16 protein-coding genes are annotated in these 14,354 nt (G+C 63.5%); 9 read left to right on the top strand and 7 right to left on the bottom strand.

The annotated features are described in order from the left end of the window. Positions 1 to 51: 51 nt before the first annotated feature. Positions 52 to 339 carry a DUF2782 domain-containing protein gene (locus RR51_RS01405; protein WP_013970316.1) on the top strand — a complete coding sequence of 96 codons (288 nt, stop codon included), beginning with the start codon at positions 52 to 54 and terminating at the stop codon, positions 337 to 339. A gap of 69 nt (positions 340 to 408) precedes the next feature. Then, positions 409 to 1,359 (top strand): homoserine kinase, encoded by a 951-nt coding sequence (locus RR51_RS01400; RefSeq protein ID WP_024087954.1) that lies wholly within the window; start codon positions 409 to 411, stop codon positions 1,357 to 1,359. Between the two features lie 101 nt (positions 1,360 to 1,460). Here the strand turns inward: RR51_RS01400 and RR51_RS01395 are convergent, their stop codons facing one another. Beyond that, entirely contained in the window at positions 1,461 to 2,417 is a 957-nt protein-coding gene (locus RR51_RS01395; protein WP_052261020.1) for a zinc ABC transporter substrate-binding protein, read from the bottom strand. An 18-nt stretch (positions 2,418 to 2,435) separates the two neighbouring features. On the opposite strand from RR51_RS01395, the gene zur reads away from it, so the two are divergent. The 4 genes from zur to RR51_RS01375 all read left to right on the top strand — a co-directional run bounded on the left by zur (position 2,436) and on the right by RR51_RS01375 (position 5,304). Beyond that, entirely contained in the window at positions 2,436 to 2,921 is a 486-nt protein-coding gene (gene zur / locus RR51_RS01390) for a zinc uptake transcriptional repressor Zur (protein ID WP_013970312.1), read from the top strand. Further along, positions 2,918 to 3,694 carry a zinc ABC transporter ATP-binding protein ZnuC gene (gene znuC / locus RR51_RS01385; RefSeq protein WP_039612413.1) on the top strand — a complete coding sequence of 259 codons (777 nt, stop codon included), beginning with the start codon at positions 2,918 to 2,920 and terminating at the stop codon, positions 3,692 to 3,694. Before zur ends, znuC begins: the two co-directional genes overlap by 4 nt. Next, positions 3,687 to 4,469, top strand: a complete 783-nt coding sequence (gene znuB, locus RR51_RS01380; protein ID WP_003256958.1) for a zinc ABC transporter permease subunit ZnuB — start codon at positions 3,687 to 3,689, stop codon at positions 4,467 to 4,469. Before znuC ends, znuB begins: the two co-directional genes overlap by 8 nt. A 127-nt stretch (positions 4,470 to 4,596) precedes the next feature. Then, positions 4,597 to 5,304: a PA5502 family lipoprotein gene (locus RR51_RS01375; RefSeq protein WP_015268471.1), complete on the top strand. Its 708-nt coding sequence runs from the start codon at positions 4,597 to 4,599 to the stop codon at positions 5,302 to 5,304. Positions 5,305 to 5,413: 109 nt separating this feature from the next. Here the strand turns inward: RR51_RS01375 and katE are convergent, their stop codons facing one another. Next, positions 5,414 to 7,549: a catalase HPII gene (katE, locus tag RR51_RS01370; RefSeq protein WP_039612412.1), complete on the bottom strand. Its 2,136-nt coding sequence runs from the start codon at positions 7,547 to 7,549 to the stop codon at positions 5,414 to 5,416. Between the two features lie 227 nt (positions 7,550 to 7,776). Here katE and RR51_RS01365 point away from each other — a divergent pair, with 227 nt between their 5' ends. The 3 genes from RR51_RS01365 to RR51_RS01355 all read left to right on the top strand — a co-directional run bounded on the left by RR51_RS01365 (position 7,777) and on the right by RR51_RS01355 (position 10,290). Then, positions 7,777 to 8,784: a methionine ABC transporter ATP-binding protein gene (locus RR51_RS01365; protein WP_003256960.1), complete on the top strand. Its 1,008-nt coding sequence runs from the start codon at positions 7,777 to 7,779 to the stop codon at positions 8,782 to 8,784. Beyond that, a complete protein-coding gene (locus tag RR51_RS01360; protein ID WP_013970307.1) occupies positions 8,784 to 9,455 on the top strand; it encodes a methionine ABC transporter permease in 672 nt (223 codons plus the stop codon). The genes RR51_RS01365 and RR51_RS01360 overlap by 1 nt, the downstream gene beginning before the upstream one ends. 64 nt (positions 9,456 to 9,519) lie before the next feature. After that, positions 9,520 to 10,290, top strand: coding sequence for a MetQ/NlpA family ABC transporter substrate-binding protein (locus RR51_RS01355; RefSeq protein WP_013970306.1), 771 nt, complete (start codon positions 9,520 to 9,522; stop codon positions 10,288 to 10,290). Positions 10,291 to 10,409: 119 nt separating this feature from the next. On the opposite strand, the gene RR51_RS01350 is transcribed toward RR51_RS01355, so the two are convergent. The 5 genes from RR51_RS01350 to RR51_RS01330 are packed head-to-tail and all read right to left on the bottom strand — an operon-like array spanning position 10,410 to position 14,293. Next, positions 10,410 to 11,042: an SCO family protein gene (locus RR51_RS01350; protein ID WP_013970305.1), complete on the bottom strand. Its 633-nt coding sequence runs from the start codon at positions 11,040 to 11,042 to the stop codon at positions 10,410 to 10,412. After that, positions 11,039 to 11,932 carry a heme o synthase gene (cyoE, locus tag RR51_RS01345; protein WP_039612411.1) on the bottom strand — a complete coding sequence of 298 codons (894 nt, stop codon included), beginning with the start codon at positions 11,930 to 11,932 and terminating at the stop codon, positions 11,039 to 11,041. The genes RR51_RS01350 and cyoE overlap by 4 nt, the downstream gene beginning before the upstream one ends. Further along, positions 11,917 to 12,996 carry a COX15/CtaA family protein gene (locus tag RR51_RS01340; protein ID WP_039612410.1) on the bottom strand — a complete coding sequence of 360 codons (1,080 nt, stop codon included), beginning with the start codon at positions 12,994 to 12,996 and terminating at the stop codon, positions 11,917 to 11,919. Before RR51_RS01340 ends, cyoE begins: the two co-directional genes overlap by 16 nt. A 9-nt stretch (positions 12,997 to 13,005) precedes the next feature. Beyond that, positions 13,006 to 13,587 (bottom strand): hypothetical protein, encoded by a 582-nt coding sequence (locus RR51_RS01335; RefSeq protein ID WP_015268467.1) that lies wholly within the window; start codon positions 13,585 to 13,587, stop codon positions 13,006 to 13,008. Continuing rightward, positions 13,556 to 14,293 (bottom strand): SURF1 family protein, encoded by a 738-nt coding sequence (locus tag RR51_RS01330; RefSeq protein ID WP_039612409.1) that lies wholly within the window; start codon positions 14,291 to 14,293, stop codon positions 13,556 to 13,558. The genes RR51_RS01335 and RR51_RS01330 overlap by 32 nt, the downstream gene beginning before the upstream one ends. Between the last annotated feature and the right edge of the window lie 61 nt (positions 14,294 to 14,354).

Here is a 14,354-nt window from a genome sequence, read left to right as displayed (position 1 = left end):
GTCCGGCGCTAGAATAGCCAGAATCATTGACGACAAAGGGACAAGGTTATCATGCGTACACTCAATCGCCTGTTACTGCTCGGTCTGTTGGCCACCATGCCTGTCGTCACCCTGGCGGCGGACGACGCCCCCTCGGCCGATCCCGAGGTGACCATTCGCACGGAAGGCGACAAAACCATCCAGGAGTACCGGCAGAACGGGTTCCTGTATGCGATCAAGATCACGCCGAAAAACGGCAAGCCTTATTTCCTGGTACGCGCCGATGGCTCTGATGGCAATTTCATTCGTTCCGACCAGCCGGACATGCTGATTCCGTCCTGGAAGATCTTCGAGTGGTAATCTGACGCGCACCGTTCACATCAACCCGGCACTTCCCGGCGGAAGTGCCCGTATGGGCAAATTTTCATCATGTCAGTCTTCACCCCCGTGACCCGGCCTGAGCTGGAAACCTTTCTGGCGCCGTACGCGCTGGGTCGTCTGCTCGATTTCCAGGGCATCGCCGCCGGCACCGAGAACAGCAATTTCTTCGTCAGCCTCGAACAGGGGGAGTTCGTCCTGACGCTGATCGAGCGCGGGCCCAGCGAGGACATGCCGTTCTTCATCGAGCTGCTGGACACTTTGCACGCAGCCGACATGCCGGTGCCCTATGCAATACGCGACCGCGACGGCAATGGCCTGCGCGAGCTGTGCGGCAAACCGGCGCTGCTGCAGCCACGGCTGTCGGGCAAGCACATCAAGGCACCGAACGCCCAGCACTGCGCCCAGGTCGGCGAGCTGCTGGCGCACATTCACCTGGCTACCCGCGAGCACATCATCGAGCGCCGCACCGACCGCGGCCTGGACTGGATGCTGGCTTCGGGTGCCGAGCTGCTGCCGCGCCTTACCGCCGAGCAAGCCGCGCTGCTGCAACCGGCGCTGGATGAAATCAGCGCGCACAAGGCACAGATCCTGGCCCTGCCACGGGCAAACCTGCATGCCGACCTGTTCCGCGACAACGTGATGTTCGAAGGCACCCACCTGACCGGTGTGATCGACTTCTACAACGCTTGTTCCGGGCCGATGCTGTATGACATTGCCATCACCGTGAACGACTGGTGCCTGGATGAACACGGCGCGATCGATGTGCCACGCGCCCAGGCGTTGCTGGCGGCCTATGCGGCGCTGCGGCCGTTCACCGCGGCCGAAGCCGAGCTGTGGCCGGAGATGTTGCGGGTAGGCTGCGTGCGCTTCTGGCTGTCGCGCCTGATTGCAGCGGAATCGTTTGCCGGGATGGATGTGATGATCCACGACCCGAGCGAGTTCGAAGTGCGTTTGGCGCAGCGTCAGCAGGTGGCCTTGCACCTGCCGTTCGCCCTCTAGAGCGTGTCTGCTTCTTCGCGGGTAAACCCGCTCCCACACAGGCGTGAGGCTGGCGCTATCCCTGTGGGAGCGGGTTTACCCGCGAAGAGGCCGGCACAGGCTTACAACTGCTCCAGGCACCCAACCAGGTCGCCACCCAGCTTCTCCAGCAAGCGCTCATAGCCCTTGCCATCCACCGGGTCGGTACCGCCCAGGGCATCAAGCTCGGCCAGGCGCACCGGCAGCCCGGCGGTCAAGGTCTCGGCCAACCGCGGCCGCAGCGGCGGTTCGCTGAACACACAGGTCTTGCCCACTTCCTGCAGGCGCTTGCGCATGGCAGCCACGTGCTGCGCACCCGGCTGCACCTCGGATGCCACGCTGAATACCCCGGCGTGCTTCAGACCATACTCGGCCTCGAAATAGTCGAATGCTTCGTGGAACACGAAGTACGGCTTGCCGGCAATCCCGGCCACCCGCGCCTTGATCCGCTTATCCAATGCGTCCAGGCGTTCGTCGAAGGCCTTGAGGTTGCTCTGGTAGCGCACCGTATTGGCCGGATCGATCTGCGCCAGGTCAGCCGCCATTTTCGCTGCAATCACACGCGCGTTGACTGACGATAGCCACAGGTGAGCATCCAGGCTGCCCGGGCGGTGGTCGTGGTCATGGTCGTCGTGGTCTTCTTCCTCATGGGAATGGCTGTCCTCGCCAAAATGCCGGAGCTTCATGCCCGGTAGCGCCTGCACGGCCACAGTGGGCTTGCTGCGATTGCCCAGTACCCGCGGCAGGAAGCCTTCCATGTCCGGGCCAATCCAGTAAAGCAGGTCGGCATCGCCTACCCGCCGTACGTCGGACGGGCGCAGCGCGTAGTGGTGTGGCGAAGCCCCCGGAGGCAGCAATACCTCAGGGCTGCCAACACCGTCCTGCACGGCAGCGGCAATCTGCTGCAGGGGTTTGATACTGGTCAGCACGCGCACGTCGGCCTGGGCGGAAAATGCGATGAAAGCGACAAAAAGGACTAGGAATCGGGACACGGTGAATACTCGAGTCGTCAGAAACAGGTAACATAATAACGTCTCCATCCAGAACCGTCGCTGCCCATGTCCATCACGCCGCTGGCCAACCGTCCTCACGATCATTCCCATTGCGTACACAGCGCACTGGCTGAAGCCGACGCCTTGTGCACCCGCCAAGGCCTGCGCCTGACCGCGCTGCGCCGTCGAGTGCTGGAACTGGTTTGGCAAAGCCACAAGCCGCTGGGCGCCTACGATATCCTCGCCGTGCTCAGTGAGCAGGACGGCCGCCGAGCCGCGCCGCCCACGGTGTACCGTGCGCTGGACTTCCTGCTGGAAAACGGCCTGGTGCACCGCATCGCCTCGCTCAACGCCTTTATCGGCTGCAGCCACCCCGAACACCTGCACCAGGGCCAGTTCCTGATCTGCCGGGCCTGCCATGTGGCCATCGAACTGGAACAGGACAGCATCAGCGAAGCCATCATCAGCAGCGCCAAGGGCGTGGGCTTCGCGGTCGAGACCCAGACGGTGGAAGTGGTCGGCCTTTGCAGCAATTGCCGGAGCGCGGCATGAGCGATGCACTGATCCGCCTGGAGCAGGTCGGCGTCACCTTCGGTGGCGAGGCGGTGCTCGACAGCATCGACCTGTCGGTCGCACCTGGCCAGATCGTCACCCTGATCGGCCCGAACGGCGCGGGCAAGACCACCCTGGTGCGCGCCGTGCTCGGCCTGCTCAAGCCGCACCGCGGCAAGGTTTGGCGCAGGCCGAAGCTGCGTATTGGCTACATGCCGCAAAAGATCCAGGTCGATGCAACCCTGCCGCTGTCGGTACTGCGCTTCTTGCGCCTGGTGCCCGGTGTAGACCGCGCGGCAGCCTTGTCGGCGTTGCAGGAAGTGGGCGCCGAGCAGGTCATCGACAGCCCTATCCAGACCATTTCCGGTGGCGAGATGCAGCGCGTGCTGCTGGCCCGCGCCCTGCTGCGCGAACCCCAACTGCTGGTGCTCGACGAGCCAGTGCAGGGCGTAGATGTGGTCGGCCAGACAGAACTGTACAACCTCATTACCCGCCTGCGCGACCGCCACGGTTGCGGCGTGCTTATGGTGTCCCACGACCTGCACCTGGTGATGAGCGCCACAGACCAGGTGGTATGCCTGAACCGCCACGTGTGCTGCTCGGGCCACCCGGAGCAGGTCAGCGGCGACCCGGCATTCGTCGAGTTGTTCGGCAAGACCGCCGCCCCCAGCCTGGCCATCTACCACCACCATCACGACCACAGCCACGACCTGCACGGCTCGGTGGTCGCCCCTGGCACCCATGTTCACGGAGCGCACTGCAAGCATGGCTGATTTTCTTCTCTACGCCCTGCTTGCCGGTTTGTCCCTGGCGCTGGTGGCCGGCCCACTGGGCTCCTTCGTGGTGTGGCGGCGCATGGCCTATTTTGGCGACACCCTGTCCCACGCCGCCCTGCTCGGCGTGGCCCTGGGTTTTGCCCTGGACGTCAGCCCGGCGCTGGCGGTAACCGTGGGCTGCCTGTTGCTGGCGATCTTGCTGGTTACCTTGCAGCAACGCCAACCGCTGGCCTCCGATACACTGCTTGGCATCCTCGCCCCCAGCACCTTGTCGCTGGGCCTGGTGGTGCTGAGCTTCATGCATGATGTCCGCATCGACCTGATGGCCTATCTGTTCGGCGATCTACTGGCCATCAGCACCACCGATCTTGCCTGGATCCTCGGTGGCAGCGCGCTGGTCCTGCTGTTGCTCGCTGCACTGTGGCGGCCGTTGCTTGCAGTCACCGTGCACGAGGAACTGGCCATGGTTGAGGGCTTGCCGGTGGCCGGGCTGCGCATGGCGCTGATGCTGCTGATCGCGGTGGTGATTGCCGTTGCCATGAAGATCGTCGGGGTGCTGCTGATCACCTCGCTGCTGATCATTCCTGCCGCTGCGGCGCAACGTCACGCCCGTTCTCCCGAACAGATGGCCTTGGGCGCCAGCCTGCTGGGCGTGACCGCGGTATGCGGCGGCCTGGCTCTGTCCTGGTTCAAGGACACCCCTGCCGGCCCGTCGATCGTGGTCTGCGCGGCGGTGCTATTCTTGCTGAGCCTGGCCCTGCCAAAACGCTGAAAAACAGGGCGTGTGAAGGCGCGCCCTGCAACCTTTCCGCACGTAAAGGGTCTGTAAGACTTGTTTTCGAGCGTGCGCACCTGGGTGTAGACTTGCTCGCTTTTTGCGCAAATAGAGAGTCGCAGGAATGAAGCCGTTCGCCTCCCGTTATCTGCTTGTTGCCGCGTTTTCCCTGTTCCTGGCTGCGTGTTCAAACGCGCCGGTCGAACAGGCCACCGCACCTGCCCAAGCAGATGCCTGGCAGCAATTGCAACAGAACATCGCCAGCAACGAGCTGGCCACCGCCGAAGACCAGCTGGCAGCCCTGCAGGCCCAGGCACCGGATGACGCGCGCCTGGAGCAATACCAGCGCCAGCTTGCCGAAGCCTACCTGCAACGCAGCCAGATCTTCCTGCAAAAGGGTGATGTGAACGCTGCCGCCACAGCCTTGGCCCGTGCCCGCGCGCTGATGCCGCAGGCCCCGGCGGTTACTGGTGGCGACGCCGTGACCCAGGCGCGCAAGGCCGAGCTGGAGAAAGCTGAAGCGGCGTTGAAAGCGGCCGAGGCCAAGCCCAAGGCGCGCATCATCGACCCGGCTGCACCGAGCACCGTGGTGGCCTTGAAGACCACCGACAGCCGCGCCATGCGTCGCCAGCTGGATGACATTGCCGCCGATGTGGTGAGCTATCAATGCGACGTGGTGTTCCAGGTGCCGCGTACCGAAGATGCGCCTTGGCTGAAGACCTTGCTGGAGAAACGCGTGCGCAAGATCGACAGCGGGTTCGAGCTGAAGCAGAAGCACGAGATTCAGCGGTCGTTGCCGGCGCAGGTGGTTCTGGTTCCGCATCAGCGTTAAGAATCTGGGGGCGCTGCGCGCCCCTTTCGCGACACAAGGCCGCTCCTACAAGGGAATGCGATCTCCTGTAGGAGCGGCCTTGTGTCGCGATGGGGTGCAAAGCAGCCCCTTAGGCAGGCACAGCCTCCGCAACCGCCTCCCGCTCCCACACCCGATGCCCCTCTACCGCTTTGACGAAGGCATCCACGGTCTTCTGCTCATCCCCCAGCAGCAACCCCTTGTCTTCTTTCAGCCCCAAGCAGCCCAAAAGCTCTTTGGTCAACACCATCGCCTTCAGGTGTTTGTAGCCCTCCAGCAGGAAGTGCTTGGCTAAACCACTGCCTGCCAGCGCATCGGTCGAGGCCTTGCCCGCTGGCACGACAATCCCGTCAAACATGATCGAGGGCATCCCTTCCATGGAAGCATCCACCGACAGCTGCTTGCCGTCCGCGGCCATCACCGGTGCCGAGGTCGGCCCAAGCAGCATCGGCCGGGCACTGTGCGCCTCCAGAGCCTTGACCAGCTTGTCCACGCTGGCAGCGTCTACGCCATCTGCCACCAGCACGGCAATCTTGCGCCCCTTGATGCCAACCGAGCCCGGGTGGTTCATCTGGCTCAGGGCAGGCGACTGCGCAAGCTGGCTTCCCTTCACTTGCACAGTGCCTGCGCTCGGTGCAGGCAAACCGAGGTTGGCAGCAACCGCAGCCGCCAGCTTCAGGTCGATATTGGCGAGAATCTCATTCACTTCCCGAGCACGGATCGTCTCCCGCTCCACCTTGCCCAGCTCAAAGCTGTAAGCCTTGATGATGTGCTGCTGCTCGGTCGGGCTCATGCTCTGGAAGAACAACCGCGCCTGCGAGAAATGGTCGCTGAACGAATCGCTGCGCTGGCGGATCTTGTGCGCATCGATACGCTCCTGGTAGCTCTCGAAGCCGCCATCCTGCGCGGCTGGTGGCGTTTCCTTCGGCCAGCCACCGTCGATGGAATTGGGCTCGTAGGATGCGCGCCCCTTGTGCACCAGATGCTGATGCAAGGCGTCACGCTGGTTGTTGTGGTTAGGAGCGACGGGGCGGTTGATCGGGATCTGGTGGAAGTTGGGCCCGCCGAGGCGGCTAAGCTGCGTGTCGGTGTAGGAGAACAGGCGTCCCTGCAACAAAGGGTCGTTGGTAAAGTCGATGCCAGGCACGATATGAGCCGGGCAGAACGCCACCTGCTCCACTTCGGCAAAGAAGTTGTCCGGGTTGCGATTCAGGACCATCCTGCCCACAGGTGTAACCGGCACCAGTTCTTCCGGGATTATCTTGGTCGGGTCCAGCAGGTCGAAATCGAATTTGTGCTCGTCGGCTTCCGGCACGATCTGCACACCCAGTTCCCATTCAGGGTAATCACCCGTCTCGATAGCCTCCCACAGGTCGCGACGCTGGAAATCAGCATCCTTGCCTGCCAGCTTCTGCGCTTCGTCCCATAGCAAGGAGTGCACACCCTGGCGCGGTTTCCAGTGGAATTTGACGAAACTGGCTACGCCCTGGGCGTTGATCAGGCGGAACGTATGCACCCCGAACCCTTCCATCATCCGCAAGCTGCGCGGGATAGCGCGGTCCGACATCGCCCACATGACCATATGAGCCGACTCCGGTACCAGCGAGACGAAATCCCAAAAGGTGTCATGGGCCGAAGCGCCGGTCGGGATCTCGTTGTGCGGCTCCGGCTTTACGGCGTGGACGAAATCCGGGAATTTGATCGCATCCTGGATGAAGAACACCGGCATGTTGTTGCCCACCAGGTCGAAGTTGCCCTCGTCGGTGTAGAACTTCACAGCAAAGCCCCTCACGTCACGCACGGTGTCGGCTGATCCGCGCGGGCCTTGTACCGTGGAAAATCGCACGAAGACGGGCGTGACTTTCTCCGGGTCCTGCAGGAAGCCGGCTTTGGTCAGCTCGGCGTGGTTGCCATAGCTCTGGAAATAGCCATGCGCCCCTGTTCCTCGCGCATGCACGATGCGCTCAGGAATGCGCTCGTGGTCAAAGTGCGTGATCTTTTCGCGCATGATGAAATCTTCGAGCAACGAGGGGCCTCTATCCCCCGCCTTGAGCGTGTTCTGATTGTCAGCGATGCGCACCCCCTGGTTGGTACGCAACGCACTGCCTGTGGCATCGCTTCGGTCAGCCTCCAGGCTCTGCAACTTGGCGTTGGTATTGGCCCGGTCCGGGGTCTGGGTGCCAGCGGCCTCGCTGTGCTTTGGCGCGTCCGTGTTCTTGCTGGGCATGATCGGCTCTCCTCGTCAGTCTTAAGGCATACCCGTTTCGGGCTGTGTGCAAGTAGTGACCGGGAGGCTTTGCCGAGCGTTCAATCAGGATTACCGGTTGTCGCGATATGCCCGAAGGATTGGTGCATTACGAAATAAATGCTAAGAACAGCTATGGGAAAAGGCTAAAATGCGCGACCCCAGCTAACCGCTGACCCAAATTCCATGCGCCCCACAAGGTTCGCTACGTGATCGAGTTCCAACAGGTACACAAGACCTACCGCGTCGCCGGTAGGGAAATCCCCGCACTGAATCCGACCAGCCTGACCATCGAAGATGGCCAGGTGTTCGGCCTGATCGGCCATTCCGGCGCCGGCAAGAGCACCATGCTGCGCCTGATCAACCGCCTGGAAGAGCCTTCCGGCGGCAAGATCATCGTCGACGGCGAAGACGTTACCGCGTTCAACGCGAGCCAGCTGCGCGGTTTCCGTCAGCAGGTCGGGATGATTTTCCAGCACTTCAACCTGCTGGCCTCCAAGACTGTCGCCGACAACGTCGCCTTGCCACTGACCCTGGCCGGCGAGCTGTCGCGCAGCGAAATCGACAAGCGCGTGACCGAGCTGCTGGCCCGCGTCGGCCTTTCCGACCACGCCAGAAAGTACCCGGCGCAGCTGTCCGGTGGCCAGAAGCAGCGCGTCGGCATCGCCCGCGCCCTGTCCACCAACCCGAAGATCCTGCTGTGCGACGAGGCCACCAGCGCCCTCGACCCGCAAACCACCGCCTCGGTCCTGCAATTGCTGGCCGAAATCAACCGTGAGCTGAAGCTGACCATTGTGCTGATCACGCACGAAATGGACGTGATCCGCCGGGTCTGCGACCGCGTGGCAGTGATGGACGCCGGCCAGATCGTCGAGCAGGGCTCGGTGGCCGAGGTGTTCCTGCACCCGCAGCACCCCACCACCAAGCGCTTCGTCCAGGAAGACGAGCAGGTTGACGAAGGCGAGCAGCGTGACGACTTCGCCCACGTGCCGGGCCGTATCGTGCGCCTGACCTTCCAGGGCGACGCCACCTATGCGCCGCTGCTGGGCACCGTGGCCCGCGAAACCGGCGTGGACTACAGCATCCTCGCCGGGCGTATCGACCGCATCAAGGATGTCCCCTATGGCCAGCTCACCCTCGCCCTGATCGGCGGTGACATGGAAGCGGCGTTCGCCCGCTTCAAGGCAGCTGACGTACATATGGAGGTACTGCGTTGATGGACGCCCTGAATTTCTTTGCCAACGTCGACTGGGCCGAAATCTGGCTGGCCAGCGTCGACACCATGATCATGCTGTTCGGCTCGCTGTTCTTCACCGTGCTGCTCGGCCTGCCGCTGGGCGTGCTGCTGTTCCTCTGCGGGCCAAAGCAGATGTTCGAACAGAAGGGTGTGTATGCGCTGCTGTCGCTGATCGTCAACATCCTGCGCTCGCTGCCGTTCATCATCCTGCTGATCGTTATGATCCCGATCACAGTGCTGATCACCGGCACTTCGCTGGGCGTAGCCGGCGCCATTCCGCCGCTGGTGGTGGGTGCCACGCCGTTCTTCGCGCGCCTGGTGGAAACCGCCCTGCGTGAAGTGGACCGCGGCATCATCGAAGCCACCCAGTCGATGGGCGCCACCACCCGCCAGATCATCACCAGCGCACTGCTGCCGGAAGCTCGCCCGGGCATCTTCGCCGCCATTACCGTAACCGCCATCACCCTGGTTTCGTACACCGCCATGGCTGGTGTGGTCGGTGCCGGCGGCCTGGGCGACCTGGCCATCCGCTTCGGCTACCAGCGTTTCCAGACCGACGTGATGGTAGTCACAGTGGTGCTGTTGCTGGTACTGGTTCAAGTCCTGCAGAGCGTGGGCGACAAACTGGTCGTGCATTTTTCCCGTAAGTAACCCCAATGGGGTCGGCCCGGCCGACCCGTTCGGGGGCCGTCGCGGCCCTCACAAGGAGTGATCAATGAAGAAGCTGCTTGCTGTTGTCGCCGCTGTCGCGGCCTTCTCGGCCCACGCCGAGTCCCTGACCGTTGCCGCTACCCCGGTTCCGCACGCCGAGATCCTCAACTTCGTCAAACCTGTTCTGGCGAAAGAGGGCGTGGAGCTGAAGGTCAAGGAATTCACCGACTACATCCAGCCGAACGTGCAGGTGGCGGAAAAGCGCCTGGACGCCAACTTCTTCCAGCACCAGCCGTACCTGGATGAGTTCAACAAGGCCAAGGGTACCAACCTGGTGAGCGTTGCCGGCGTGCACATCGAGCCGCTGGGCGTGTACTCGACCAAGATCAAGAAGCTGGACGAGCTGTCCTCCGGCGCCACCGTGGTCATCCCCAACGACGCCACCAACGGCGGCCGCGCGCTGCTGCTGCTGGACAAGGCCGGTGTGATCAAGCTGAAGGACAACAAGAACATCCTGTCCACCGTGAAGGATGTTGCCGAGAACCCGAAAAGCCTGAAGTTCCGTGAGCTGGAAGCGGCCACCATCCCGCGCGTGCTGACCCAGGTCGATGCTGCCCTGATCAACACCAACTACGCGCTGGAAGCCAAGCTGAACCCGGAAAAAGACGCCCTGGTCATCGAAGGCAGCGACTCGCCTTACGTGAACATCCTGGTTGCCCGCCCGGACAACAAGGACTCGGACGCCATGAAAAAGCTGGCTGCTGCGCTGCACTCGCCTGAGGTGAAGCAGTTCATCAACGAGAAGTACAAAGGCGCTGTGGTTCCGGCGTTCTAAGCCGTCACATCGCGCTGGACTCTTCGCGGGTAAACCCGCTCCCACAGGGATAGCGCAAGGCTCACGGCCTACGCTGTACCTGTGGGAGCGGGTTTACCCGCGAAGCTTCTGGGGCTAACTCAATCCCGCTTCACGAGCCCGGGCAACTGCGCCACCAGCTTCTGGTTGTTGAACGGCGCCCGAATGAACCCGCGCTGACGCCCATCCGGCCCCACAACCGCCAGGTTGCCGCTGTGATCCACGGTATACCCCGGCTTGCTGGTATCGGCCGGAATGAACGGAATGCTCAAGGCATTGGCCAGCTTCTGGGTATCCTCGATCGACCCCGCCACCCCGACGAAATCCTTGTCGAAATAACCCAGGTACTGCTTCAGCTGGTTCGGCGTGTCGCGGTTCGGGTCAACGCTCACCAGCACCACCTGCAGCCGGTCGACGGCCTCCTTGGGCAGCTCGCTCTTCACCTGGCGCAGCTGGGCCAGGGTGGTCGGGCAGATGTCCGGGCAGTAGGTGTAGCCGAAGAACAGCAACGACCATTTGCCCTTCAGGTCATCCAGTTGCACCGGCTGGCCGTCCTGGTTGGTCATGGTCACGTCGGCCACGGTACGGCTCTGCGGCAGCAGGATGATGCCGGCATCGATCAGCTCGGTGGGGTTGGGCTGGTCGCGGCCATTGAGCACCTTGTTGACGGTCAGGCCCAGGATCAACGCGACCAGGGCAACGAGGATGAAGACGGTTTTCTGGGTTCGGGTCATAGGTTCAGCAACAGGTAGTGGTCGAGGAGCAACGCGATGAACAGCGCGAACAGGTAGCCGATAGAGTACTTGAAGGTGCCGATCGCTGCGTGCGGCCGGCTGCCACGGTACAACACCCATGCCCATTGCAGGAAGCGCAGGCCCAGTACAAGGGCACAGGCCAGGTACAGCGGGCCGCTCATATGGATGGCGTACGGCAGCATGCTTACCGCCAGCAATACCAGGGTGTACAGCAGGATATGCAGCTTGGTGTAGCGCTCGCCGTGGGTCACCGGCAGCATCGGTATATCGGCCTTGGCGTATTCCTCCTTGCGGTGGATGGCCAAGGCCCAGAAGTGTGGTGGGGTCCAGGCGAAGATGATCAGCACCAGCAGCAGGGGCTCGGCGCTGACATGCCCACTGACCGCCACCCAGCCCAGCAACGGCGGGGCGGCGCCAGCCAAGCCGCCGATGACGATATTCTGTGGCGTAGCGCGCTTGAGAAAACCGGTGTAGAGCACCGCATAACCGAGCAGGGAAGCCAGTGTCAGCCAGGCGGTGAGGGCGTTGGTGAATACCAGCAGCAGGGCCATGCCAAGTAGCGCCAGCGCCAGGGCGAACAGCAGCGCCGGCAGCGGTTCGACCCGGCCCTGGGCAAGCGGCCGTTTGTGGGTACGCGCCATCAGCGCGTCGATGCGTCGGTCCACCACATGATTGACCACCGCCGCGCCGCCTGCACAAAAGCCGATGCCCAAGTTGCCGAACAGCAGCACGCTCCAGCTGACACCCGCACGGGTGGCAAGGAACATGCCCGCCAGCGAGGTGATCAGCATCAGCACCACCACCTTGGGCTTGGTCAGCTCCAGGTAGTCACGCCAACTGGCCCTCTGTGCGCTCAGAAGCGTCGCCACGAGTCATTCCTCATGTGGTGGGAAATGCTCACGCCAGCCACGGGCCGCAGGCGCCAGCCATGGCCGACACCCACGCGAACCTTGTCGACCACGCGGATGCGGTAGTTCACCAGCACCATGCTCAGCAGCAACAGCGCCCCACCAGCGTTGTGCGCCACGGCCACGGCCAGCGGCAGGTGCAGCAGCACATTGCTGATGCCCAGGCCGACTTGCACCACCAGCGCCAGCAGCACCAGCCGCGCCAGGCCAGGGAGGCCGCAGCGGTGCAGCTTCCAGCTGAGCATCAGCAGCACGCAGGTCACCAGCAGTGCACCCAGGCGGTGGCTGATGTGGATGGCCGTGCGCGCATCACTGTCCAGTTGCCCACCCAGGTAGTTGGGCCCGACGTGCTGGGTCAGATGGAACCCGTTGCTGAAGTCCGCCGCCGGCCACCACTGGCCGTGGCAGGTGGGCAGGTCGATGCAGGCGACGGCCGCGTAGTTGGCACTGACCCAGCCGCCCAGGGCGATCTGGCCGATCACCACCAGCAAGGCCAGCGCGGCGATCCGGCGCAGGCTCAATGGCAGCTTTGGCAAAGGCGCAAAGGCCCGGGACAGACGCAGGGACAACAGGAACAACAAACTCAGGGTAGTGAAGCCGCCGAGTAGATGCGCGGTGACCACCTGCGGCCACAGCTTGAGGGTGACCGTCCACATGCCGAAGGCTGCCTGGGCCAGCACCACGCCCAGCAGCAGCAAGGGCAGGCGGTAAGGCTGGCCATCGCGGGCATGCCGGCGCAGCGCCTGCAAGGCGAGCAGGGCGATCACCATCGCCAGGGTGCCGGCGAAGTAGCGGTGGACCATCTCGGCCCAGCCCTTGGCGGCTTCCACCGGATGTTCGGGGAAATGCAGCTCGGCATGAGCCAGCTGCGCTTCGCTCTTGGGCACGCTGATGAAGCCGTAGCAACCCGGCCAGTCCGGGCAGCCGAGGCCGGCGTGGGTCAGGCGGGTATAGGCACCGAGCAGGACGACCAGCAGTGCCAGCAAGGTGGCGAACACAGCAAGGCGGAATCCGGGTCTGGCCATGGCAGGCTCCTAGCCGATGTTGGACAGCTTGAGCAGGTGGCGCAGGTCGTCCAGCACATGCTTGCCGTTGACCTTGGCGTCGTAGCGCAGCACCAGGTTGCCGTGTGGGTCGACGATCCACAGCTGCGGGCCGGTCTCGCCGACCTTTTGCAGGTAGCGTTGCGCATCCAGCGGGTAACGCTGCAACTGTGGGTATTCGCGGCCGAGCAACGCCTGGTAATCGGCACTTGCCGGCTGGGCGGCCGCCAGGGCATGGCTGGCACGGCTGGCATCACGGCCCAGGCCGACCTGGATCTGCCGGGCCAGGTACACCAGCCGCTGGCAATCCTCGGCACAGGCTGTGGGTGTGCTCACCAGCAGCTGCCAGCGCTCGTCCTGGCCCGCCACGCCGAGATCGGAAAGGCTCTCACCGTTGCCGATCATCACGCCGTGGTAGCTGCGGCCGTCCGGCACCCAGAACTTGAGCTTGTACATGCTGGTGGCCAGAACCATCGGCCCGAGCACCACCAGCAGAATCAGCAGCAGCTGCAAACGCCCGCGGGCTCTGGGTTTGCTGCGTTCAGGCACGTCCAGTGGAGTGGCGGTGGCCATGGCGTTTCTCCTTGTTGTGGTGCCAGCCGAAGTAGAGGTAGAGCAGTACCAAAGTGGTTGCCAGGGCAAACCATTGCACGGCGTAACCCAGGTGTTTTTCCGGGCCCATGGCAACGACCGGCCAGTCCAGGCGATAGGTCGCCGGGCCGGGTTCCAGGCGCAGCTCATGGGCGAAGCCATCGCGATCGAGCTGTTGCCATAGCTGCGCGGCATCCACGGCAGTCAGCAGGTGCGGCCACTGGCCGCCTGCAGGGTCGGGGTGCAGCTGGAACGTGCTACCAGGCGCGACATACACCGAAGCGTCCAGCGCCAACGCCTGGGCAGGGGTATCGAAATGCACCGGCACGCGGCGGTCCGGCCAAGGCAGCCAGCCGCGGTTGACCAGCAGCCACACGCCGCTCGCCTGATCATGGAAGGGTTGCAGCAGTTCGACACCGGCCTGGCCGTCACGCATGCGGTTGTCCAGAAGCAAGCTGTGCTCGGCATCGAAGCGGCCATAGAGATGCACGCGGCGGAAGGCATTGTCCTGGTTCGCTGTCAGCTGGGCCATGGCCACTGGCGCTTCGACCCGCCGCTCGGCATAGGCGGCCAGCAGCACGCGCTTTTCCTCGGCACGGCCGAGTTGCCAGCAGCCAAGCGCGATCAGCCCCGGCAGCAGCGCAAGCACCACCAGGGTTGGTACCCAGCCCGGACGAAACGGCCTCATCGGAGCCTCGTCGGGCCGATCGCTATACTTATCCACATCACCGCATCCCCCCGGAGTATCG

It is taken from the genome of Pseudomonas sp. C5pp, assembly GCF_000814065.1.
In the GTDB taxonomy this organism is placed as follows: domain Bacteria; phylum Pseudomonadota; class Gammaproteobacteria; order Pseudomonadales; family Pseudomonadaceae; genus Aquipseudomonas; species Aquipseudomonas asiatica.
Note: the sequence above shows the minus strand (reverse complement) of the source record. Positions and strands in the feature narration are given on the sequence as shown.

What these genes read in the sequence shown, in the direction of transcription:
- RR51_RS01405 (WP_013970316.1), top strand. Translation starts at nt 52, where the DNA reads ATGCGTACACTCAATCGCCTGTTACTGCTCGGTCTGTTGGCCACCATG.
- RR51_RS01400 (WP_024087954.1), top strand. Translation starts at nt 409, where the DNA reads ATGTCAGTCTTCACCCCCGTGACCCGGCCTGAGCTGGAAACCTTTCTG.
- RR51_RS01395 (WP_052261020.1), bottom strand. Translation starts at nt 2,417, where the DNA reads ATGGAGACGTTATTATGTTACCTGTTTCTGACGACTCGAGTATTCACC.
- zur (WP_013970312.1), top strand. Translation starts at nt 2,436, where the DNA reads ATGTCCATCACGCCGCTGGCCAACCGTCCTCACGATCATTCCCATTGC.
- znuC (WP_039612413.1), top strand. Translation starts at nt 2,918, where the DNA reads ATGAGCGATGCACTGATCCGCCTGGAGCAGGTCGGCGTCACCTTCGGT.
- znuB (WP_003256958.1), top strand. Translation starts at nt 3,687, where the DNA reads ATGGCTGATTTTCTTCTCTACGCCCTGCTTGCCGGTTTGTCCCTGGCG.
- RR51_RS01375 (WP_015268471.1), top strand. Translation starts at nt 4,597, where the DNA reads ATGAAGCCGTTCGCCTCCCGTTATCTGCTTGTTGCCGCGTTTTCCCTG.
- katE (WP_039612412.1), bottom strand. Translation starts at nt 7,549, where the DNA reads ATGCCCAGCAAGAACACGGACGCGCCAAAGCACAGCGAGGCCGCTGGC.
- RR51_RS01360 (WP_013970307.1), top strand. Translation starts at nt 8,784, where the DNA reads ATGGACGCCCTGAATTTCTTTGCCAACGTCGACTGGGCCGAAATCTGG.
- RR51_RS01355 (WP_013970306.1), top strand. Translation starts at nt 9,520, where the DNA reads ATGAAGAAGCTGCTTGCTGTTGTCGCCGCTGTCGCGGCCTTCTCGGCC.
- RR51_RS01350 (WP_013970305.1), bottom strand. Translation starts at nt 11,042, where the DNA reads ATGACCCGAACCCAGAAAACCGTCTTCATCCTCGTTGCCCTGGTCGCG.
- RR51_RS01340 (WP_039612410.1), bottom strand. Translation starts at nt 12,996, where the DNA reads ATGGCCAGACCCGGATTCCGCCTTGCTGTGTTCGCCACCTTGCTGGCA.
- RR51_RS01335 (WP_015268467.1), bottom strand. Translation starts at nt 13,587, where the DNA reads ATGGCCACCGCCACTCCACTGGACGTGCCTGAACGCAGCAAACCCAGA.
- RR51_RS01330 (WP_039612409.1), bottom strand. Translation starts at nt 14,293, where the DNA reads ATGAGGCCGTTTCGTCCGGGCTGGGTACCAACCCTGGTGGTGCTTGCG.